This is a genomic window from Rhizobium sp. BK591, from assembly GCF_014195045.1.
GTDB lineage: Bacteria > Pseudomonadota > Alphaproteobacteria > Rhizobiales > Rhizobiaceae > Rhizobium > Rhizobium anhuiense.
The window spans coordinates 90,757-111,116 of the sequence record NZ_JACIAZ010000007.1 but is presented as its reverse complement, the minus strand read 5'-3'; the positions used below and the strand labels follow the sequence as shown (position 1 = coordinate 111,116).

The following is a 20,360-nucleotide window of genomic DNA, read 5'->3' as shown; positions in this document are numbered from 1 at the left end:
CTTTTCGAAGTTCTGAATTGTTAGTCTATGCCAGAGGCCCCCTCATCCGCCTGCCGCACCTTCTCCCCGGCGGGGAGAAGAAACTTGTGGCAACGTCGCGGCTCCCTCGAATGAGGGTAGGGTGAGGGGGCGCCTCGATCTCAATGCGCCAGCGACTTGATCGCCGGATAGAGCGCCCGATAGCGCTTGTAGGCATCCTCGTAAGCGCCGCTCAGCGCCGACACCGGCTCGATCGTTCCGGCCGTTACCGGCGGCGTGCAGACGGCAATGGGATCTGCCCGCGTTGCCGCGATCAGGCCGAGGCGGGCTGCACCGAAGGCGGCGCCGAAATCGCCGTCGGCCGGCAGGTCGACGGGAACGCCGAGCGCGGTCGCAATCGAGGCCAGCCAGTAACGCGAGCGCGACCCGCCGCCGATTGCCGTGACCCGGGATATGCCGGTGCCGGCCGAACGCAGGGCTTCGAGATTGTCGCGAATGGCGAAGGCGACGCCTTCGAGCACCGCCTGGGTGAGCACGACACGGCTGCTTTCATGTTCGAGGCCGATGAAGGCGCCGCGGATGACGGCATCGTTGTGGGGCGTGCGCTCGCCGGAGAGATAGGGCAGGAAGGTGACGCCGGTGGGCGCCTTCAGCGTCTCCCCGAGTTCGCCGGTAAGATCGGCGGCCGACTTGCCGGTCACGCCGGAATGCCAGTTGAGCGCATCGGTCGCCGACAGTATGACGCCCATCTGGTGCCAGGTGTTCGGCAGCGCGTGGCAGAAGGCATGCACGGCGCTTTCCGGTTTCGGCAAATAGGAACCGTTGGCGGCAAAAAGCACGCCCGACGTGCCCAGCGAGACGAAAGCGGCGCCATCGCTGACCGTGCCCATGCCGCAGGCCGAGGCTGCATTGTCGCCCGCGCCGCCGGCAACGACGACATCGCCGGAAATACCCCATTGCGCCGCCAGTTCAGACCGCAGCTTGCCGGCCTGCGCGGTGCCTTCGACAAGCGCCGGCATCTGCGCCTCGGAAAGGTTGGTGGCGGCGAGCAGTTGCGACGACCAGGCGCGCTTGCCGGTGTCGAGCCAGGACGTGCCGGCCGAATCCGACATTTCCGAAATATATTCGCCGGTCAGCCAAAGACGCAGATAGTCCTTCGGCAACAGCACCTTGGCGATTTTGGCGAAGACATCGGGCTCATGCTTCTGGACCCAGGCGAGCTTCGGCGCCGTGAAGCCCGGGAAGACGATGTTGCCGGTCAGCGCGCGAAAACGCGGATCGGCATCGAGCGCCGCGGCCTCTACATAGCTGCGCGTATCGTTCCAGAGGATGCAGGGCCGCAGGACCTTATCGCTGGCATCGATGAGCGTCGCCCCGTGCATCTGGCCGGAAAGGCCGATGCCCCTGACCGCGGCGAACTCTTTCGGATGTTTCGCCTTGAGGCCGGTGACAGCCTCCTCGGTGGCCCGCACCCAGTGGGCTGGCTCCTGCTCCGACCAGCCGGAATGCGGACGCGAGACGTCGAGCGAACCATTGGCCGAGCCGACGATCTTCTGATCACCATCGATCAGCATCGCCTTGACGCCGGAGGTTCCGAGATCGAGACCCAGATACATGTGGTATTTCTCCCTTTGCCGTTACGGCAGATTGTCTTTCAGGAATATGTCGAGGCGGATGCGCTCCTGCGCCTCGATGACGGCCAGCCCGTCCGCCTTGGCTTTCAGCACGCGAATCGCGCTGCGTACCTCGTGGCCGGCGTCCTGGTTGAGGATCGCATCGATCGTATTGTCGATCAGGGCTGCACGCGTGTGGGCGGTCAGTTCGTGGGCAATCACCGTCAGCACGCGATCGACGGCCTTCTCCTTCAACGCCCGGATGAGGCCGCGATTGCCGGCGCCAAGGCTGTAGACGCCGATGATGCCGGCATTCCTGGAAAGCGCGTCGGCAACGAGCATATGGGCGATCTCGGGGTCGTCGCGGCCTTCGAGGACTGGCAGAATCGCCAGATCGGGAAATTCCTCGGCCATGACGGCGGTGAAGCCCTCCAGCCGCTCGCGATGGTCGCGCACCAGCATGGAGCCGGCAAGCACGGCAATCTCGCCTTTTTTCGGTCCGAGGAATCGGCCGAGCAGGCGAGCCGCCGTGCGCCCGGCGGCGATATTGTCGACGCCGGCATAGTGATGGCGCAGCGAGCCGGTGAGATCGGAAACCAAGGTGACGATGGGAAAACGCTCGCGCACCAGCCTGTCGACGACGGCGCGCACGCCAGGCGCATCGGTCGCAACCAGTGCGATGCCACAGGGCTTTTCCCGGGAAAGCTCCTCGAGCACCGAGACAAGCGCTGCGGGATCGAAGGCCGGCACCTCGATCGTGCGGATATCGGTGCGCTCGGCCGACGATCGGAGGACTGCCTGGCGGATCTCGGCATTGAGCCCGTGCATGAAGGAGTTGTCGCTGGCCGGGAGGATGAAGACCAGCGGATAGGTGCGCCCTTTGGCAAGATTGGCGGCGGCGACGTCTCTGACATAACCGAGCTCGCGGATCGCGGTCTCGACCTTTTCCCGCGTGACGTGGCGCACACCGGGCCGCTGGTTGAGAACCCGGTCGACAGTCGCCAGACTGACACCGGCGGCGGCGGCGATATCGTGAACGGTTGGTCTCATCATTCCTCCTGACGAGACCATTAGCGCCAATTTTGATGTACGTAAATCAAAAAATCGAACGGGCCGGTTTCCGCGTGGTTTTCCGGCATGGCCTACCCGATTCGGATCGATCCGACCGGCGATCATTCGCCTGATGACACGACGGCCGGAAAACAGCAACAAAAAGGCCCTCCGAAGAGGGCCTTTTCAAGGGGCGGCAGGCCGGAGGTCAGTGGCCGCCACCGCCTCCCCCGCCTTGCGGCGCGGGTTTCTTGATCATGGCGACACCGAGGATCATCGCCAGGAAAAGCGCGGTCAGGATCAGGAATACGTCGCTGAAGGAGAGAATGATCGCCTGCTTGGTGGCAAGGCCGACCATCTGCTTGACTGCGACCGAGGCGCCATCCATGCCGTAGGTGTTGAAATTGGCGGCCATGTTGTTCATCTGGTCGACCGCCGCCGGATTGCCCCAATCCATATTCTCCCGCAGCCGCTCGTAGTGCACGTCCTGCCGGTTGGTGAGCACGGTGTTGATGACGGCAAGGCCGACGGCGCCGCCGAGGTTTCTGGTCAGGTTGAACAGGCCGGACGCGCCGCGAATGCGCGAAGGCGGCATCGTGCCGAGCGCGATGTTGTTGATCGGCACCATGCACATCATCAGCCCGAAGCCGCGCAGGATCTGCGGGATGAAGAGTTCGTAGAAATCCCAATCCGCCGTCAGATGCATCATGATGAAGGTGCCGGCGGCAAAGCTGACGAAGCCGATCACCATCATCAGGCGCAGGTCCATCTTGGTCGACAGCCGGCCGGCGATCGGCGCGGTGAAGAACATCGCAAGCCCGGAGACGAACATCGTCTCGCCGATCATCAGCGAATCATAGCCGCGGATGCGGCCGAGATAGACCGGATAGATATAGGTGAGGCCATAGAGGCCGATACCCATGACGAAGGAGAAGACCGAGCCGAAGGAAAAATTCCGGTTCGCAAAGGCCTTGAGGTCGACGACGGGGAATTCCACCGTGAAGGCGCGATAGAAGAAGATGATCGCGGCAGCGCCGGAAGCGACCGCCGCTATGGTGATCGAGCTGTCGTTGAACCAGTCGTTCGAATTGCCCTCTTCGAGCACATATTCCAGCGCGCCGAGAAAGACGCCCATCGAGATCAGACCCCACCAGTCGAACTTCTTGAAGAGCGACAGTTCCGGTTTGTCGAAATCGATGAAGTTCCAGGTGACGATCGTGACGATGATGCCGGGCACGATGTTGACGAGAAACAGCCAGTGCCAGGAGAAGGCGTGGCTGAGGTAGCCGCCGACGGTCGGGCCGATGGTCGGCGCCAAAGTCGCGATCAGGCCGATGATCGGCGAGACGATGCTGCGCTTCGACGGCGGGAAGATGGTGAAGGCGGCCGCGAAGACCGATGGGATCATGCCGCCGCCGATGAAGCCCTGAATGACGCGGTAGACAATCATCTGGTCGATATTCGTCGCCGTCGCCGCCAGCGCGCTCGCCATGGTGAAGCCGGCAGCCGAGATCGCGAAGAGATAACGCGTCGAGATGATGCGCGCCAGCGTGCCGGATAGCGGGATCATGATCACTTCGGCGATCAGATAAGACGTCTGCACCCAGCCGATCTCGTCGCTGCCGGCCGAAAGGCCGGCCTGGATTTCCGCAAGCGAGGCCGAGACGATCTGGATGTCGAGGATCGACATGAACATGCCGAGCACCATCGCAAAGAAGGCGATGAGCTTCTTCGGGTCCATGCGCTCGTCGGCATGGGCGGGTGCCGCCGGCATCGTCCCCGCCGTTGCTGTCGCGCTGCCGGCCATCAGATCACCTCTGCCTTTCCTGAAGGCTTACTTGCTCGGCGCCGTACGGGTGTCAACATCGACGACGACGCTCAGGCCCGCGCGCAGACGGCCGCTATCGAGCGCATCCTGCGGCAGCGCGATGCGCACCGGCACGCGCTGGATCACCTTGGTGAAGTTGCCCGTGGCGTTTTCCGGCGGCAGCAGCGAAAAGACCGAGCCGGATGCCGGCGAGATCGATTCGACGGTGCCGACGATCGGATGATCGCTATAGGCATCGACATGCACGTTAACCTTCGATCCCGCCACCAGATGCTGGATCTGCGTTTCCTTGAAATTGGCGTCGATATAGAGCTGGCGCACCGGAACGAGCGCCATCAGGCGCTGGCCGGGCGAGACGAGATCGCCTTCCTGGACCGAGCGGTTGCCGACAATGCCGTCATAAGGCGCCTTCAGCACGGTGAAGGAAAGGTCGCGGGCAGCCTTGTCGCGCGAGATCTCGAGCGAACGGACCGAGCCTTCGGCCTCTTTGCGCTGGGCCTGGAGAATGGTGACATTGGCCTGCGCAACCACGATGTTGGCATCGCCGCCGGAAAGATTGGCCTTGGCCTGATCGAGAGCGATGTTGGCGTTGTCGAGATCGGCGGCAGTGCCGACCGACTTCGCCTGAAGCTCGCTCTGGCGCTTCTGGGTGATCTCAGCACCGCGAACGGCCGCTTCGAGTGCCACCTTCTGCGCCCGCGCCTGCACGAGGCTCGCATTGGCGCCTTCGATCTGCGCGTCGATACGCTGCAGCGAAAGCTGTTCGGTGGCGATCTGGGCCTGGGCTTGGTCGAGGGCGTTCTGATAGTCGCCGTTATCAAGCGTGGCAAGCACGTCGCCCGCTTTGACTTCCTGGTTGGCGACAACATTCACCTTCGCGACGTAGCCCGTGACCTTCGGCGAAATCGTTGCAATATCGCCCTCGATATAGGCGTCGTCGGTCGACACCATGAAGCGGCCGTTCGTCCACCATTCATAACCATACCAGCCGCCGCCCGCGAGAAGGGCGAGCACGACGATCGGCAGCACCGGGCTACGGCGCTTCTTCGCAGCCGCAGGTGCGGCGACCGAAGCCGGCGCCGACTGCGCGGGAGTGGAAGGGACTTCGCGGGCTTCAGCCGTCGGAGCTTCCGCAACAGCCGCGACCTCGGCCTTGACCTCTTCGGTCTCGGCGTTTTCGCTGACAATCCGCGCGACATTGCTCTTCTGGTTGCTCGACATGGCCACTTTACCGATCTTGGAGTAAATAATCGAACTGAACGGTTCGGTTCAGTTGACTTAAACCTGTTTTACCGTCATATCAAGATGTATAGAACCAATCGGTTCGATTTCTTTTAAAGAAAATACGAAACCGTTAACACGGTTAAGGAGACATGACGCTGAACCCCGACCACGCCGCCGTCTTCAGCCCTCCCGCGCCCGGAGGCCGATTTGCTGCAGGCGAAGATCCGGCCAAGCGCCAGCAGATTCTCGCCGGCGCCAAGCGTGTCTTCATGAAAATGGGTTTCGACGCCGCCAGCATGAACGACGTGACGCGCGAGGCCGGTGTCTCCAAGGGAACGCTCTACGTCTATTTCACCAACAAGGAAGAACTGTTTTCGGCGATGATCGAGGCCGAGCGCGCCGCCTTCGTGGCGGCCGTGCGCACGGCGCTTGCCGAACATGACGATCCCGAAGCCGGCCTGTATGAATTCGGGATAAGCTTCGTCACCCATATGACCGATGAAAAGGTCATCAACGCGATGCGCACCGTTCTCGGCGTTCGCGACCGCATGCCGGTTCTCTGTCAACGCTTCTTCAAGGGTCCGGAAAACCTGCGCACCATCATGCGCGACTTCCTGGAGCGTCACATCGCCGAAGGCAGATTTGAGATCGACGACATCGATCTGGCCGCCGGCCAGTTTCTCGATCTCGCCAGCGGCAGCTTCTTCAAGCTCCGGCTGTTCGGAAGCATGGAAGAACCGCCGTCTCGCGACGAAATCGAGCGCGTCATCCGCGGCGCCATCCGGGTCTTCATGGCCGCCTACGGTGCGCCCCGACACAAGACCGACTGACCGCCCCCTTGACTGCCCGCCTCCATCGGCCAAAAGTCCGCAACTGCGATCAAACCCGGCTGCCGGCTTTTCTTTAAGGAAGAAGCCGCAACCAGGGGAGTGAGGATGAGCGCAGTTGGACGGGCGATCTGGTTCATAGAGAGCCATTTCGAAAGCGATATATCGCTGGAAGAGATATCGGAAGCCGCCGGATTGTCGCGCTACCATCTGTCGCGCGTCTTCGGGCTCGTCACCGGCCACTCGATCAGCAGCTATATCAGGGGGCGGCGCCTCAGCCGCGCCGTGCCGGCCTTGGTCGGCGGTTCATCGACCATTCTCGAGGTTGCGCTTTGCGCGGGCTACGGCTCGCACGAGGCTTTCACCCGTGCCTTCCGCGACCAATTCGGCATGACGCCGGATGCGGTGCGCAGACAGGGACACGCCCGTAACCTTATCTTGCTGGAGCCGATCAGAATGGACCCCGCCCACCTCAACGACCTCGAACCGCCCCGCTTCGAAACCCTTCCGCCGATGCTCTTTGCCGGCCTGCAGGAGATCTATCCCTATGGTGGCAATGCCGCCATCCCCTCCCTCTGGCAGAAGTTCAATGCCCATTTCGGTCATATCCCCGGCCAGAAGGGCAACGTCGCCTACGGCATCTGCACGCATATCACCGGCGAAGCGGAGAAATTCCGCTATATGGCCGCAGCCGAAATCGCCGATGCTGGCGATCTGCCGGCGGATTTTGCAACGCTCAAGCTTCCCGGCCAGCGTTACGTCGTCTTTAGCCATCGCGGCCATGTCTCGGGCATTCCGGCGACAATGAACCGGATTTTTGGCGCATGGTGGCCGACATCCGGCCTGGAGCACGGCGAGATACCCGACATGTTCGAACGCTACGACGAGCGCTTCGATCCCTATACCGGCATGGGCGTCACCGAAATCTGGTTGCCGATCAGAGCATGATGCCGGAGTGCGGGCGGTTTTCTTATGACATCCTGCGCTAGGGAATAAATGTCACATCACTTTCGTATACCCCCTTGCGGCGCTTGTCTGGCAGGCCGGCGTCATTACATTGCGAGCGTCATTTATCCATATGACGCAAAAGGGATATACGCTGATGCAGGAAATCATGACGCTCATTCAGGATCCGGCCGCCTGGGTGGCGCTCATCACGCTGGTGGTGATGGAAGTCGTTCTCGGGATCGACAACCTGATCTTCATTTCCATTCTCACCAACAAGCTGCCGCCCGAGCACCGGGAGAAGGCCCGCAAAATCGGCATCGGCCTTGCGCTCGTCATGCGCCTGGCTCTGCTCGGCACCATCGCCTGGATCGTGCAACTGACCGAACCGCTATTTGAAGCCTTCGGCCACGGCTTCTCCTGGAAGGATTTGATCCTGATTGCCGGCGGCCTGTTCCTCGTCTGGAAGGCCACCAAGGAAATCCATCATACCGTCGACCCGGAAGACCATCAGGAGGATTTCATCGCCACGTCGGCAACAACCGGCTTTGCATCGGCCATCGGCCAGATCCTGCTGCTCGATCTCGTCTTCTCAGTCGACAGCATCATCACCGCCGTCGGCATGACGCCGCATCTGCCGATCATGGTGGTCGCAGTCGTCGCCGCCGTCACCGTCATGCTGGTTGCGGCGACCCCGCTGGCCAACTTCATCGAGAGGAACCCGACGATCGTCATGCTGGCGCTCGCCTTCCTGCTGATGATTGGCACGACGCTGATCGCCGAAGGCATGGGCTTCCACGTGCCGAAGGGTTACGTCTACGCCGCCATGGCCTTCTCGGCGCTGGTCGAGGTGCTGAATATGTTCGCGCGCAACGCCCGCAAGCGAAAACGCGACGCCGCCCATTGAGGCTTGTGCTGGAGGGCGCGGCCGAACCGCCGCGCCCTCACCCGCCGCCATCAGGCCTTTGCAAACGTGGTTTTTCTTGACGCGCCCGGTTGAATATGGCCTAAGGCCAGCCGAACGGACGATCGGCGGAGAGTGCGGGCGCATGCCCTTTTCCGGCCGGTTTGCCGATGAAGATATCTGCATCCTTCCGGCCGAACGTCGCTTTCCCCATGAAAGCCGTTTGGCATTCATTGACGGGCACACACAATGACAGTTTCCGGGACAGCCACCGGCGTCCGCGTCCGCATCGCTCCCTCGCCGACCGGCGAGCCGCATGTCGGCACCGCTTACATCGCTCTCTTCAACTATCTTTTCGCCAAGAAGCACGGCGGCGAGTTCATCCTGCGCATCGAGGATACCGATGCGACGCGCTCGACCCCGGAATTCGAAACGAAGGTGTTGGACGCACTGAAATGGTGCGGGCTGGAATGGAAGGAAGGCCCGGATATCGGCGGCCCCTACGGCCCCTATCGCCAATCCGACCGCAAGGAAATGTACCAGCCTTACGGGCAGGAATTGCTGGACAAGGGCCATGCCTTCCGCTGTTTCTGCACGCCCGCTCGGCTGGAGCAGATGCGCGAAACCCAGCGCGCCGCCGGCAAGCCGCCGAAGTACGATGGTCTCTGCCTCAACCTCACGGCCGAGGAAGTCACCTCGCGCATGGCCGCCGGCGAAACGACCGTCATCCGCATGAAGATTCCGGCCGAAGGCTCATGCGACTTCACGGACGGCGTCTACGGCGATGTCTCCATTCCGTGGGATTCGGTCGACATGCAGGTCCTCATCAAGGCCGACGGCATGCCGACCTATCATATGGCCAACGTCATCGACGACCATCTGATGAAGATCACCCATGTGGCGCGCGGCGAGGAATGGCTGGCTTCGGTGCCGAAGCACATCCTGCTCTATCGCTACTTCGGCTGGGATCAGCCGGTCTTCATGCATCTGTCGCTGATGCGCAATGCCGACAAGTCGAAGCTGTCGAAGCGCAAGAACCCGACCTCGATCTCCTATTACTCGGCGCTCGGCTACATCCCGGAAGCGCTGATGAACTTCCTCGGCCTGTTCTTCATCCAGATCGCCGAAGGCGAAGAGTTGCTTGAGATAGACGAGCTCTCCGAAAAATTCGACCCGGAAAACCTCTCCAAGGCCGGTGCGATCTTCGACATTCAGAAGCTCGACTGGCTGAACGGCCGCTGGATCCGCGAGAAGCTGTCGGAAGAAGAATTCCAGGCGCGCGTGCTGACCTGGGCGATGGAAAACGATCGTCTGAAGCAAGGCCTGCGGCTGTCGCAGACACGCATTTCCAAGCTCGGCGAGCTGCCCGATCTCGCCGGCTTCCTGCTGAAGTCCGATCTCGGCCTGCAGCCTTCCGACTTTGCCAAGATCAAGTCGCCGCCGGAGGAGATCCTCGAGATCCTCAACACCGTTCAGCCGGATCTCGAAAAGATCCTGGAATGGAATGTCGAGACGATCGAAGCGGAGCTGCGCGCGATCGCCGACCGCATGGGCAAGAAACTGAAGGTCGTGGTCTCGCCGCTCTTCGTCGCCGTGTCCGGCTCGTCGCGGTCCCTGCCGCTCTTCGATTCCATGGCGATCCTCGGCCGCTCCGTCGTACGCCAGCGCCTGAAGCTCGCCGCACAGGCGGTCGCCGCCCTCGTCGGCTCGAAGTAAGAACAGTCAGAGGATTTCGACAGTGGCTGACAACAAGACCGAAAACACCCTCTCCTCCGACGCGACTGAGGTGCGCGCCCAGAAGCTGAAGCTGCTGCGCGAACAGATCGGCGAGGTCTATCCGGCGCATTTTCATCGGACGATGGGCAATGCCGAGCTGACCGCGAAATACGAGAGCCTGGAGCCGGATACAGAGACGCAGGATGTCGTCACCGTCGCCGGCCGCGTCTATTCCTCGCGCAACTCCGGCATGTTCATGGATATCCATGACGCCTCCGGCAAGATCCAGATCTTCTCGCACAAGGACGTCACCGGCGAGGAGGCCCGCGCCCTGCTGCCGATGATCGACATCGGCGACATCATCGGCGTCACGGGCATCGTCCGCCGCACCAAGCGTGGCGAGCTGACGATCAATGCGCAGAAGATCGAAATGCTGACGAAGTCGCTGCTGCCGATGCCCGAGAAGTGGCACGGCCTCTCCGACATCGAGCTGCGGTACCGCAAGCGCCATCTCGACATCATGACCAACGAGGATTCGAAGCTCCGCTTCCAGCAGCGCTCGAAGATCGTCTCCGGCATCCGCCGCTTCATGGAAAATGACGGCTTCATGGAAGTCGAGACGCCGATGCTGCATTCGGTCTATGGCGGCGCCACCGCCGAGCCGTTCAAGACGCATCACAACACTCTGAAGCTCGACATGTACCTGCGCATCGCGCCGGAACTGTTCCTCAAGCGCACGCTGGTCTCGGGCCTCACCGACAAGGTCTTCGAGATCAACCGGAACTTCCGCAACGAAGGCGTCTCCACCCGGCACAATCCCGAATTCACCATGATGGAGTGCTACTGGGCCTATGCCGATTACGAGGACGTCATGGACCTCGTCGAGCGGCTGTTCGAGACCCTGGCGCTCTCCATTCACGGCACGACGGAATTCGACTTCGGCGACAAGCGGATCTCCTTCAAGGGACCGTTCAAGCGCGTGCCGATGCCCGACGCCGTCAAGGAAGCCACCGGCATCGATTTCCGCGCCATCAAGACCGATGAAGAGGCACGCGCCGCCGCCAAGGCTGCCGGCTTCGCGGTCGAGAAGGATTGGACCTGGGGCGAATGCCTCGCCTTCATCTTCGAGGAAAAGGTTGAATCGACACTGATCCAGCCGTCGCATGTCACGCATTTCCCGAAGGACATCTCGCCTTTCGCCAAGGAAGTGCCGGGCGAACCGCGCCTGGTCGAACGCTTCGAGACTTATTGCAACGCCTGGGAACTCGGCAACGCCTTTTCGGAACTCAACGATCCCGAGGAGCAACGCCGCCGCATGGTCGAGCAGCTCGAACAGGCGCATGCCCGCGGCGAAAAGGAAAAGCAGCTGGACGAGGAATTCCTCGACGCGATCGATCAGGGCATGCCGCCGGCCGGCGGCCTCGGCATCGGCGTCGACCGCCTCATCATGCTTCTCACCAACGCGCCGTCGATCCGCGACGTCATCCTCTTCCCGGCCCGCCGCAACAAGGCCGACTGACGGAAAAAGACGTAGAGAAACGAAGCGGAGTGCGACTGCATAATTCCTTAAATCGGAATCGATTCAAGAATAAAATTATGCAGCGATTCAAAGTGCTATAGCGTCCTTTGCGCGTCTGAAAGCCGCGCGGTGCTGTCGCCGGCGCTCCGCTGTTTTCATGCCGTTTGTTCAGTGTGCCTTGGCAGGCGCGGGCTCGGGCGGCTCTTCGGCCGGGGCTTCCGCCACCACATCGGCACTCCCGCCCTCTGTGGCAGGCGCAGCTTCGCTTTCGCCCGCCGGTGCGCCACCATGGCCGCCGCCGGCGGCCTTCGTTTCCTTGACTTTTTCCCCATTCTTCGTCGAGCCCACCGCGACCGGATCGACACAATCCTCGGGGTCCTTGAAGGCAGCGCTGATCATGGCGACCTCCTCGGACGGCATCTCTATCCGTTCGCCGAAGAACAGCCCGTTTTCGCTGGCCTTGCCGTCATAATAGCGCGCCGTATAGGACTTGTCGTCGAGGCCGGGAACGGTCTGATCGGGATGCGGGATATAGACGACATCGGCGCCGATCGCCCGGCCGCGAATGTCGGCACGCAGCGTCGGCCCGTTCTCGTCGAGCACCACCACCTGCACCAGATCCGGCTTTTGCGCGGCGTAGACGGCCTGGGCGACACGAAGTGCTGTCTTGACGCGTGTCATCCCGTCGGTCGGTTCGGTCTTGATGTATTTCCGTATCCAGATGTGGTTCTGCTTGCGGATGGTCACGAGGTTGACGTCGCTGCATTCGAGCCCGTAGCCACCGCCAGTTGCACCGATCAGCCTGTCCTTGCCGACATAGACCGCCGCGCCGCCGGAAACGCCCGCCAGAAGAGCGACTCCACCGATGATGATTGCCAATTTCCGGGAAGGCCGGAAGATGCGCAGTAAGGCCTTCACGCCAACTGCTCCGCCATCTGAAACTCCAACGCAGGACTAGTGCTGAGAACGCTAAGGAAATGACGTTTCAGAAAGTTTAAGTGGGCGCGTAAAGCCTGCGCCATTTTGGAAAAACACCAAAAAAGGTCCACTTTTTTAGGCCGCTTGCCACGGCCTGTTCCGCCATGCTCTAAACGCCCATGGCCTTCACGCTTCGTCAGGTTCAATATTTCGTCGCCGTCGCCGAACAGGGTTCGGTAACGCGCGCCGCGCAGAACCTTTCGATCTCGCAATCCTCGGTAACGGAAGCGCTGAAGGAGCTCGAAACCGACCTCGGCGTCGAGCTGTTCGAGCGCCATCCACGCGGCCTGACGATCACTCACAACGGCCACCAGTTCCTGCGTCACGCGACGAAGATCCTGGCTTCCGTCTCCGATGCGCGAACCAGCTTCTCCGGCCAGCAAAGCACCCTTTCCGGCACGCTGAACATCGGCGTCACCTCGCTCGTCGCCGGCTACGTCCTCTCCGATCTCCTGGCGCGATACCGACGCGCCTGCCCGGGCATCGAGGTCAGCGCTATCGAGGACAATGGCGGTTACCTCGAACATCTCCTGGTCGGCGGCGAACTGGATGTCGCCGTCATGGTGATCTCAAACCTGCGCGACCGCATGGCGCTGCAGGCGGAAATCCTCGAAACCTCGCCCTATCGACTGTGGCTGCCGATGGGCCATCCGCTGGTGTCGGCCGACATCATCTCGGTCGCCGACATCGCCCGCGAACCGTTGATCATGCTGACGGTCGACGAAATCGAGGAGAATACCGGCAAACTGCTCTCGGCACTCGGCGCCCGCCCGCATGTCGCCTTCCGCACCCGCTCGGTGGAGGCAGTACGCAGCCTGGTCGCAACGGGCGCCGGCGTGGCGCTGCTTCCCGATCTCGTCTACCGACCATGGTCGCTCGAAGGCGACCGCATCGAGAGCCGCGACGTCTCCGGTTCGCTGCCGGTCGTCCAGGTCGGCATGGTCTGGCGCAAGGGCTCCAGCCTGCCGCAGGCGGCGCGCGATTTCGTCGGCATCGCCGAAAGCCTGCGTTCCGGTCGCATCCGCTGATATCGGAATTTCCGATAACGCCCTTCTGATAAATGAATTTGCGAAAGCGACCTTTTCGCGTCACCTTTTCATCCGGGAACAAACCGCCACAGAAGTGGCATCAGACCGGGAGACGATGATGACGAATCTCTTGAAATCCTGCACGGCAGCGCTTGCCTGCCTCAGCGTCGCGACGCAGGTGATCGCCGCCGAACCGCTGAAGGCGCTCGGCAAGGGTGAAGGTGCGGTCAGCATCGTCGCCTGGGCCGGTTATATCGAACGCGGCGAAACCGACAAGAACTATGACTGGGTCACCGATTTCGAAAAGGAGACCGGCTGCAAGGTTTCCGTCAAGACCGCCGCCACCTCGGATGAAATGGTCTCGCTGATGAACGAAGGCGGTTTCGATCTTGTCACGGCATCCGGCGACGCCTCGCTGCGCCTCATCGCCGGCAAGCGCGTCCAGCCGATCAACACCGATCTGATCCCGAGCTTCAAGACCGTCGACGAGCGTCTGCAGAATGGCCCCTGGTATACGGTCGGCGGCGTCCATTACGGCGTGCCCTATCTCTGGGGCCCGAACGTGCTGATGTACAATACCGATGCCTTCAAGGACAAGGCGCCGACCAGCTGGGGCGTCGTCTTCGAGGAGCAGACGCTGCCCGACGGCAAGTCGAACAAGGGCCGCGTCCAGGCCTATGACGGCGCGATCTACATCGCCGACGCCGCCATGTATCTGATGGCCCACAAGCCGGATCTCGGCATCGAGGATCCCTACGAATTGACCGAGGACCAGTACAAGGCCGCCCTCGACCTATTGCGCGGCCAGCGCAAGCTCGTCTCGCGCTACTGGCACGACGCAATGATCCAGATCGACGACTTCAAGAACGAAGGCGTCGTCGCTTCCGGCTCCTGGCCCTTCCAGGTGAACCTGCTGCAGGCCGACAAGCAGAAGATCGCCTCCACCTTTCCGGAAGAAGGCGTCACCGGCTGGGCCGACACCACCATGCTGCATGCCGACAGCGAACATCCGAACTGCGCCTATATGTGGATGGAACATTCGCTGAAGGCCAAGGTCCAGGGCGATGCCGCCGCCTGGTTCGGCGCCGTGCCCTCGGTTCCCGCCGCCTGCAAGGGCAACGAACTGATGGGCGAAACCGGCTGCGCCACCAACGGCTTCGATCATTTCGACAAGATCAAGTTCTGGAAGACGCCCGTGGCCAAATGCGCGACGCAGAGCGAATGCGTGCCCTATCATCGCTGGGTGTCGGATTATATCGGCGTGATCGGCGGGCGATGAACCGGGCCGGTCCGCGCGCATAAGGTCCCCTTCCCATAAGGGAGAGGGGTGCTGAACGGCACCGCCGAATCCTGCCGAAACACCAAGGTATTTGCGAAAGGGTACGGCAGGTTAAGCCCCTCCCCCTTGTGGGGGAGGGGTTTGGGGCCGGGTCTTTATTGACCAAGACCGAGCCTCTCTCTGAACACACACGACCCGGAGCTCCCATGACGTCAGCCGTCCGCTTCCAGCAGGTATCTCGCCATTTCGGCCAGGTTCGCGCCGTCGACGGCGTCGATCTCGAGATCGCGCCCGGCGAATTCTTCGCCATGCTCGGACCTTCCGGCTCCGGCAAGACGACCTGCCTGAGATTGATCGCCGGCTTCGAACAGCCGACATCGGGCCATATCCAGATCTTCGGCGAGACGGCCGACGGCGTTCCGCCCTATCGCCGCAACGTCAACACCGTATTCCAGGACTACGCGCTTTTTCCGCACCTCAATATCCTCGACAATGTTGCCTATGGGCTGATGGTCAAGGGTATCGGCAAGGCGGAGCGGATGAAGGCGGCGGGCGATGCTCTGGAACTCGTCAAGCTGCCGGGCTACGGCGCCCGCCGCCCCGGTCAGCTGTCCGGTGGCCAGCGGCAGCGCGTGGCGCTCGCCCGCGCGCTGGTCAACAAGCCGAAAGTGCTGCTGCTCGACGAGCCGCTCGGCGCGCTGGACCTGAAGCTGCGCGAGCAGATGCAGGAGGAATTGAAGAGCCTGCAGCGCGCGCTCGGCATCACCTTCGTTTTCGTCACCCACGATCAGGGCGAGGCGCTGTCGATGGCCGATCGCGTCGCCGTCTTCAACGATGGCAATATTGTCCAGCAAGGCACGCCGCAGGATATCTATCGCTGCCCGAAGACCCGCTTCGTCGCCGATTTCGTCGGCTCCTCGAACGTCATCGCGCCTGATCTCATGGCCTTGCTCGGCGGTGAGAAACGCTGGGCGAGCCTGCGTCCCGAGGCGATCCGGCTGACAGGCGACGGCGTCGAGGCGAAAGTCGAAAACGCAAGTTTCCTCGGCGCAGCCACGCGTCTCAGCGTCGACCTCAAGGGCAGCCGGCTGCATGTCATGCTGCCGGCAGGCACGCCGGTGCCGGATGTCGGAGCGAGCATCCACCTCGCCTGGCAGCCGGCCGATATCCACTATATGGACGATGCGGCATGACGGCACTCACCATGTCAGGCGGCAAGACATCGATCCTTCCGGGGCGCGGCGGCTTCTTCGGCCAATTGTCGGATGCCTTCTGGCGGCACCCGAAGCTGCTGCTCTTGCTGATGCTGACGCCGCCGCTGCTCTGGCTGGGGATCATCTATATCGGCTCGCTGATCGCCCTGCTTCTGCAGAGCTTCTTCTCGATCGACGATTTCTCCGGCCTGGTGAATTACGAATTCACCCTCTCGACCTATGCCCAGCTGCTGAATCCTGCGAATTTCGACATCATCATCCGCACCGTCGTCATGGCGGCGCTGGTCACCGTCGCTTCCGCCCTGATCGCCTTTCCGATCGCCTATTACGCGGCGCGTTATGCGCAAGGCAAATGGAAGGCGCTCTTCTATCTCGGCGTCATGCTGCCGCTCTGGTCGAGCTATCTCGTCAAGATCTACGCCTGGAAGCTGATCCTCGCCAAGGAAGGCATCCTCACCTGGATCTTTGAGAGGCTCCATCTCTCCTGGCTGCTCGACGCCGTCCTGAATCTGCCCGTCATCGGCGGCAATTCGCTGTCGGTGAGCTACCTCGGCACCTTCATCGTCTTCGTCTATATCTGGCTTCCCTATATGATCCTGCCGACGCAGGCGGCCCTGGAGCGCGTGCCCGGCAACCTGATCGAGGCCTCGGCGGATCTCGGTGCCACGCCGCGCCAGACCTTCCGCACCGTGCTGCTGCCGTTGGCGCTGCCCGGCATCGTCGCCGGCTCGATCTTCACCTTCTCGCTGACATTGGGCGATTACATCATCCCGCAGATCATCGGCTCGTCCAGGCTGTTCATCGGCCAGGCGGTCTATGCCCAGCAGGGAACGGCCGGCAATGTGCCGCTGGCGGCAGCCTTCTCCGTCGTGCCGATCGTCATCATGGCGCTCTACCTGTCGCTCGCCAAGAAGATGGGGGCCTTCGATGCGCTCTGACCTCAAGACATCGCCGCTGGCTTTGAAGATCGCCGCAGCCGTCGGACTGCTCTTCCTGCATCTGCCGATCCTGTTGATCTTCGTCTATGCCTTCACGACCGAGGAAAAAAGCTATCAGTGGCCACCGCCGGGACTGACCCTGCAATGGTTCCCCGTTGCCTGGAACCGGCCGGATGTCTGGTCGGCGCTCAGCCTCTCCGTACAGGTCGCCGTCATCGCCACGGCGATCGCGCTGGTGCTCGGCACGCTCTGTGCGGCCGCCGTCAGCCAGACGAAATTCTTCGGCCGCGAGGCGATTTCGCTGCTGGTCATCCTGCCGATCGCCCTTCCCGGCATCATCACCGGCATTGCGCTGCGCTCCGCCTTCAGCCTGTTCGACATCCCGTTTTCGGTCTGGACCATCGTGCTCGGCCACGCCACTTTCTGCGTGGTCGTCGTCTACAACAATGCCGTCGCCCGCTTCCGCCGCACCTCCGGCTCGCTGATCGAAGCCTCAATGGATCTCGGCGCCGACGGCTTCCAGACCTTCCGCCATGTCATCCTGCCGAATATCGGCACCGCTCTTCTTGCCGGCGGCATGCTTGCCTTCGCCCTGTCTTTCGACGAGGTCATCGTCACCACCTTCACCGGCGGCCAGCAATCGACCTTGCCGATCTGGATGCTCGAAGAACTCATCCGCCCGCGCCAGCGCCCGGTCACCAACGTGGTCGCCATGGTCGTGGTGCTCGTCACCTTCCTGCCGATCCTGGCAGCCTACTACCTCACCCGCGACGGCGACCAGATCGCCGGCGCCGGCAAATAACAGGGAGAACATCATGGATACCCAAATGCTGATCGGTTCCCGCTTCGAAAAAGGCACGGAGACGGAAGAGCACATCCTGAACCCGAAGACGGGCGAGACGGTGATCGACCTTCCCGAAGCCTCGCTTTCCCAGATCGACGCCGCCGTCGACGCTGCTGAAAAGGCCTTCGCACGCTGGTCGCAGACGACGCCGGGCGAGCGTTCCGGCTACCTGCTGAAGATCGCCGACGCCATCGAGAAGGATGCGGTCGGCTTCGCGACTCTGGAAGCGCTGAACTGCGGCAAGCCGATCAATGCGGTGCTGAACGACGAAATCCCGGCGATCGTCGATTGTTATCGCTTCTTCGCCGGCGCCGTGCGCAACCTGCACGGCCCGGCCGCCGGCGAATATCTGCCTGGCCACACCTCGATGATCCGCCGCGATCCGATCGGCATCGTCGGCTCCATCGCGCCATGGAACTATCCGCTGATGATGATGGCCTGGAAGCTGGCGCCGGCGATCGCCGGCGGCAACACCGTCGTCTTCAAACCATCGGAACAGACGCCGCTGACGTCGCTGAAAATGGCGAAACTGCTCTCCGAAATCCTTCCCGAAGGTGTCGTCAACGTCATCCTCGGGCGCGGCGAAAGCGTCGGCAACGCCCTGATCAACCATGCCAAGATCGGCATGGTCTCGATAACAGGCGATGTCGCCACCGGCAAGAAGGTGCTGCAGGCCGCCGCCAAGACGGTCAAGCGCACCCATCTGGAACTCGGCGGCAAGGCGCCGGTCATCGTCTTCGACGACGCCGATATCGATGCCGTCGTCGCCGGCATCCGCACTTTCGGCTATTACAACGCCGGTCAGGACTGTACCGCGGCCTGCCGCATCTATGCCGACGCCAGGATCTACGACAATTTCGTCGCCGATCTCTCCTCAGCCGTCGGAAGCATCCGCTTCAACCAGGCCGACGATACCGAAAATGAGATCGGGCCGCTGATCTCCAGGCGCCAGCGCGACCGTGTCGAAAGCTTCGTCGCCCGCGCTTCCGAACACAAGCATATGGAGATCACCACTGGCGGCAAGGTTTCCGGCGACAAAGGCTTCTTCTTCGCCCCGACCGTCATAGCAGGCGCCTTGCAAGACGACGAGATCGTCCGCCGCGAAGTCTTCGGCCCGGTCGTCTCGGTCACCCGCTTCTCCGATGCCGACGATGCCGTTGCCTGGGCAAACGACAGCGATTACGGCCTCGCCTCCTCCGTCTGGACGAGGGATATCGGCCGCGGCATGAAGACCGCCGCCCGCCTGCAATATGGCTGCACCTGGATCAACACCCATTTCATGCTGGTCAACGAGATGCCGCATGGCGGCCTCAAACAGTCGGGCTACGGCAAGGACATGTCGGTCTACGCGCTGGAGGACTACACCGCCGTGCGCCACGTGATGATCAATCACGGCTGATCGGGAGAAGGCAAGGATACGAAATTCGACGTTACACCCATCAGCAGCACCGGGAGGGGCAGGCCGAAGATCAGCGCCTTCCATACCGACGATCTGGAACATTTTCCCGGTTGCTGCGTCTTCCCAGGCAAAACGCAAAGGATGACGCCATGCTGAAATGGGCTCTCATATTTTTCGTGATTTCGATCATCGCCGGCTTCTTCGGTTTTTCCGGCGTATCGGCAGCAACCGCGACGATCGCCCGCGTTCTTTTTGGCATCGCGCTGGTGATCTTCCTGATTTTCCTCGTCCTTGCGCTGATGGCCGGCCAGGCGATCTTGTGAGCGGAAACGCAGCGGCAATGAGCGTGGACGTAGAACATGTCCACGCTCATTGACCCAACCGGCTATTTCAACTCCGCAAGGAGCGCGTCGGCGCCTTTCCGGACGCCAACCATCGAGGCATCCATCGCCGTGAAGCTTGCACCGATATTCATCGCATTCGGATATTGCTTGGTGACATAGGAAGACAGGAGACGATTGCTCGCAGCATCATAGATCTCCACGGCATAGTTCACCGAACCGGTCATCGAGCCTTCTCGGCCGCGCGCCGCCTGGACGGTGTTGTACAATCCGCCGGCGACGTCGATGCGCGTGACCGTTCCGAGCACCGCAGTTGTTGCCTTCGCGCCCGTCAGCGTCAGATGCAATCTGAGCGTTGCCGGAGCAGGCGTGCTGACGACGGCAAAGCGTGTCTTCAATTTTTCCGTGAATTGCTGCTGCATGTAATTGGCGAGGAAAATCCTGTCCTTTTCGGAAACCTTGCCGAACTGATTGTCAGGGCCGTTATAGACCGTAACGGGATCTACGATGATCCTGTTGTACTGGCTCCAGTTGGCATTCGTCTGATAGCGATATGGCACGCGGCCGGTCTTATCCTCAATGTTCGGTCGAAGCTGTGATGCCGAAGCAAGTCCGGAATACACCGTCGGGTCAGGGGTCGTGCATGCGGCAACGCCCAAGCAGGCGAGCATCAGTGCGGCGCCGATTTTCAAATTTTTTATCAATGGCTTGGCTCCAGCTTTGGAAATGCCGAA

General features: G+C 61.8%; 18 protein-coding genes. 12 read left to right on the top strand and 6 right to left on the bottom strand.

Going from position 1 to position 20,360, the window contains the following annotated elements:
* Window positions 1–140: 140 nt before the first annotated feature.
* From xylB to FHX10_RS27580, 4 genes are all read right to left on the bottom strand, one after another.
* Complete coding sequence (gene xylB / locus FHX10_RS27595; protein ID WP_047616278.1) at window positions 141–1,595, bottom strand: xylulokinase; 1,455 nt, start codon at window positions 1,593–1,595, stop codon at window positions 141–143.
* Window positions 1,596–1,616: 21 nt separating this feature from the next.
* A complete protein-coding gene (locus FHX10_RS27590; RefSeq protein WP_047616276.1) occupies window positions 1,617–2,642 on the bottom strand; it encodes a LacI family DNA-binding transcriptional regulator in 1,026 nt (341 codons plus the stop codon).
* A gap of 208 nt (window positions 2,643–2,850) precedes the next feature.
* Entirely contained in the window at window positions 2,851–4,449 is a 1,599-nt protein-coding gene (locus tag FHX10_RS27585; RefSeq protein ID WP_047616274.1) for a DHA2 family efflux MFS transporter permease subunit, read from the bottom strand.
* A gap of 27 nt (window positions 4,450–4,476) precedes the next feature.
* Window positions 4,477–5,691 carry an HlyD family secretion protein gene (locus tag FHX10_RS27580; RefSeq protein WP_063475291.1) on the bottom strand — a complete coding sequence of 405 codons (1,215 nt, stop codon included), beginning with the start codon at window positions 5,689–5,691 and terminating at the stop codon, window positions 4,477–4,479.
* A 152-nt stretch (window positions 5,692–5,843) separates the two neighbouring features.
* On the opposite strand from FHX10_RS27580, the gene FHX10_RS27575 reads away from it, so the two are divergent.
* The 5 genes from FHX10_RS27575 (at window position 5,844) to lysS (ending at window position 11,605) form a co-directional block, all read left to right on the top strand.
* Complete coding sequence (locus FHX10_RS27575; RefSeq protein WP_047616269.1) at window positions 5,844–6,524, top strand: TetR/AcrR family transcriptional regulator; 681 nt, start codon at window positions 5,844–5,846, stop codon at window positions 6,522–6,524.
* A gap of 105 nt (window positions 6,525–6,629) precedes the next feature.
* Window positions 6,630–7,469 (top strand): AraC family transcriptional regulator, encoded by an 840-nt coding sequence (locus tag FHX10_RS27570; protein ID WP_063475290.1) that lies wholly within the window; start codon window positions 6,630–6,632, stop codon window positions 7,467–7,469.
* Between the two features lie 154 nt (window positions 7,470–7,623).
* Window positions 7,624–8,373, top strand: coding sequence for a TerC family protein (locus FHX10_RS27565; protein ID WP_047616605.1), 750 nt, complete (start codon window positions 7,624–7,626; stop codon window positions 8,371–8,373).
* Window positions 8,374–8,619: 246 nt separating this feature from the next.
* A complete protein-coding gene (gene gltX / locus FHX10_RS27560; protein WP_063475289.1) occupies window positions 8,620–10,086 on the top strand; it encodes a glutamate--tRNA ligase in 1,467 nt (488 codons plus the stop codon).
* Between the two features lie 22 nt (window positions 10,087–10,108).
* The gene (gene lysS / locus FHX10_RS27555) at window positions 10,109–11,605 is read left to right on the top strand and encodes a lysine--tRNA ligase (RefSeq protein ID WP_063475288.1); all 1,497 of its coding nucleotides are present in this window, start codon (window positions 10,109–10,111) and stop codon (window positions 11,603–11,605) included.
* Between the two features lie 168 nt (window positions 11,606–11,773).
* On the opposite strand, the gene FHX10_RS27550 is transcribed toward lysS, so the two are convergent.
* Window positions 11,774–12,523 carry a hypothetical protein gene (locus FHX10_RS27550; protein ID WP_063475287.1) on the bottom strand — a complete coding sequence of 250 codons (750 nt, stop codon included), beginning with the start codon at window positions 12,521–12,523 and terminating at the stop codon, window positions 11,774–11,776.
* 179 nt (window positions 12,524–12,702) lie between these two features.
* On the opposite strand from FHX10_RS27550, the gene FHX10_RS27545 reads away from it, so the two are divergent.
* The 7 genes from FHX10_RS27545 to FHX10_RS27515 all read left to right on the top strand — a co-directional run bounded on the left by FHX10_RS27545 (window position 12,703) and on the right by FHX10_RS27515 (window position 19,608).
* Window positions 12,703–13,611: a LysR family transcriptional regulator gene (locus tag FHX10_RS27545; RefSeq protein ID WP_047616258.1), complete on the top strand. Its 909-nt coding sequence runs from the start codon at window positions 12,703–12,705 to the stop codon at window positions 13,609–13,611.
* Between the two features lie 118 nt (window positions 13,612–13,729).
* Entirely contained in the window at window positions 13,730–14,890 is a 1,161-nt protein-coding gene (locus FHX10_RS27540) for an ABC transporter substrate-binding protein (RefSeq protein ID WP_063475286.1), read from the top strand.
* A 206-nt stretch (window positions 14,891–15,096) separates the two neighbouring features.
* The gene (locus FHX10_RS27535) at window positions 15,097–16,083 is read left to right on the top strand and encodes an ABC transporter ATP-binding protein (protein ID WP_063475285.1); all 987 of its coding nucleotides are present in this window, start codon (window positions 15,097–15,099) and stop codon (window positions 16,081–16,083) included.
* Entirely contained in the window at window positions 16,080–17,042 is a 963-nt protein-coding gene (locus tag FHX10_RS27530; RefSeq protein WP_063475284.1) for an ABC transporter permease, read from the top strand. The genes FHX10_RS27535 and FHX10_RS27530 overlap by 4 nt, the downstream gene beginning before the upstream one ends.
* Window positions 17,032–17,844 (top strand): ABC transporter permease, encoded by an 813-nt coding sequence (locus tag FHX10_RS27525; RefSeq protein ID WP_063475283.1) that lies wholly within the window; start codon window positions 17,032–17,034, stop codon window positions 17,842–17,844. Before FHX10_RS27530 ends, FHX10_RS27525 begins: the two co-directional genes overlap by 11 nt.
* A 13-nt stretch (window positions 17,845–17,857) precedes the next feature.
* Window positions 17,858–19,285, top strand: a complete 1,428-nt coding sequence (locus FHX10_RS27520; RefSeq protein ID WP_063475282.1) for a gamma-aminobutyraldehyde dehydrogenase — start codon at window positions 17,858–17,860, stop codon at window positions 19,283–19,285.
* A 149-nt stretch (window positions 19,286–19,434) separates the two neighbouring features.
* Entirely contained in the window at window positions 19,435–19,608 is a 174-nt protein-coding gene (locus FHX10_RS27515) for a DUF1328 domain-containing protein (protein ID WP_003552965.1), read from the top strand.
* A gap of 62 nt (window positions 19,609–19,670) precedes the next feature.
* Here the strand turns inward: FHX10_RS27515 and FHX10_RS27510 are convergent, their stop codons facing one another.
* On the bottom strand, window positions 19,671–20,330 hold the full coding sequence (locus tag FHX10_RS27510; protein ID WP_088930353.1) for a DUF3313 domain-containing protein: 660 nt from the start codon (window positions 20,328–20,330) through the stop codon (window positions 19,671–19,673).
* Between the last annotated feature and the right edge of the window lie 30 nt (window positions 20,331–20,360).

Bases quoted from the DNA above. Each gene is read 5' to 3' on its own strand.
- FHX10_RS27515 (WP_003552965.1), top strand. From the start codon at position 19,435: ATGCTGAAATGGGCTCTCATATTTTTCGTGATTTCGATCATCGCCGGC.
- FHX10_RS27590 (WP_047616276.1), bottom strand. From the start codon at position 2,642: ATGAGACCAACCGTTCACGATATCGCCGCCGCCGCCGGTGTCAGTCTG.
- FHX10_RS27565 (WP_047616605.1), top strand. From the start codon at position 7,624: ATGCAGGAAATCATGACGCTCATTCAGGATCCGGCCGCCTGGGTGGCG.
- FHX10_RS27535 (WP_063475285.1), top strand. From the start codon at position 15,097: ATGACGTCAGCCGTCCGCTTCCAGCAGGTATCTCGCCATTTCGGCCAG.
- FHX10_RS27545 (WP_047616258.1), top strand. From the start codon at position 12,703: ATGGCCTTCACGCTTCGTCAGGTTCAATATTTCGTCGCCGTCGCCGAA.
- FHX10_RS27580 (WP_063475291.1), bottom strand. From the start codon at position 5,691: ATGTCGAGCAACCAGAAGAGCAATGTCGCGCGGATTGTCAGCGAAAAC.
- gltX (WP_063475289.1), top strand. From the start codon at position 8,620: ATGACAGTTTCCGGGACAGCCACCGGCGTCCGCGTCCGCATCGCTCCC.
- FHX10_RS27585 (WP_047616274.1), bottom strand. From the start codon at position 4,449: ATGGCCGGCAGCGCGACAGCAACGGCGGGGACGATGCCGGCGGCACCC.
- FHX10_RS27570 (WP_063475290.1), top strand. From the start codon at position 6,630: ATGAGCGCAGTTGGACGGGCGATCTGGTTCATAGAGAGCCATTTCGAA.
- FHX10_RS27530 (WP_063475284.1), top strand. From the start codon at position 16,080: ATGACGGCACTCACCATGTCAGGCGGCAAGACATCGATCCTTCCGGGG.
- FHX10_RS27525 (WP_063475283.1), top strand. From the start codon at position 17,032: ATGCGCTCTGACCTCAAGACATCGCCGCTGGCTTTGAAGATCGCCGCA.
- FHX10_RS27540 (WP_063475286.1), top strand. From the start codon at position 13,730: ATGACGAATCTCTTGAAATCCTGCACGGCAGCGCTTGCCTGCCTCAGC.
- FHX10_RS27575 (WP_047616269.1), top strand. From the start codon at position 5,844: ATGACGCTGAACCCCGACCACGCCGCCGTCTTCAGCCCTCCCGCGCCC.
- FHX10_RS27520 (WP_063475282.1), top strand. From the start codon at position 17,858: ATGGATACCCAAATGCTGATCGGTTCCCGCTTCGAAAAAGGCACGGAG.
- xylB (WP_047616278.1), bottom strand. From the start codon at position 1,595: ATGTATCTGGGTCTCGATCTCGGAACCTCCGGCGTCAAGGCGATGCTG.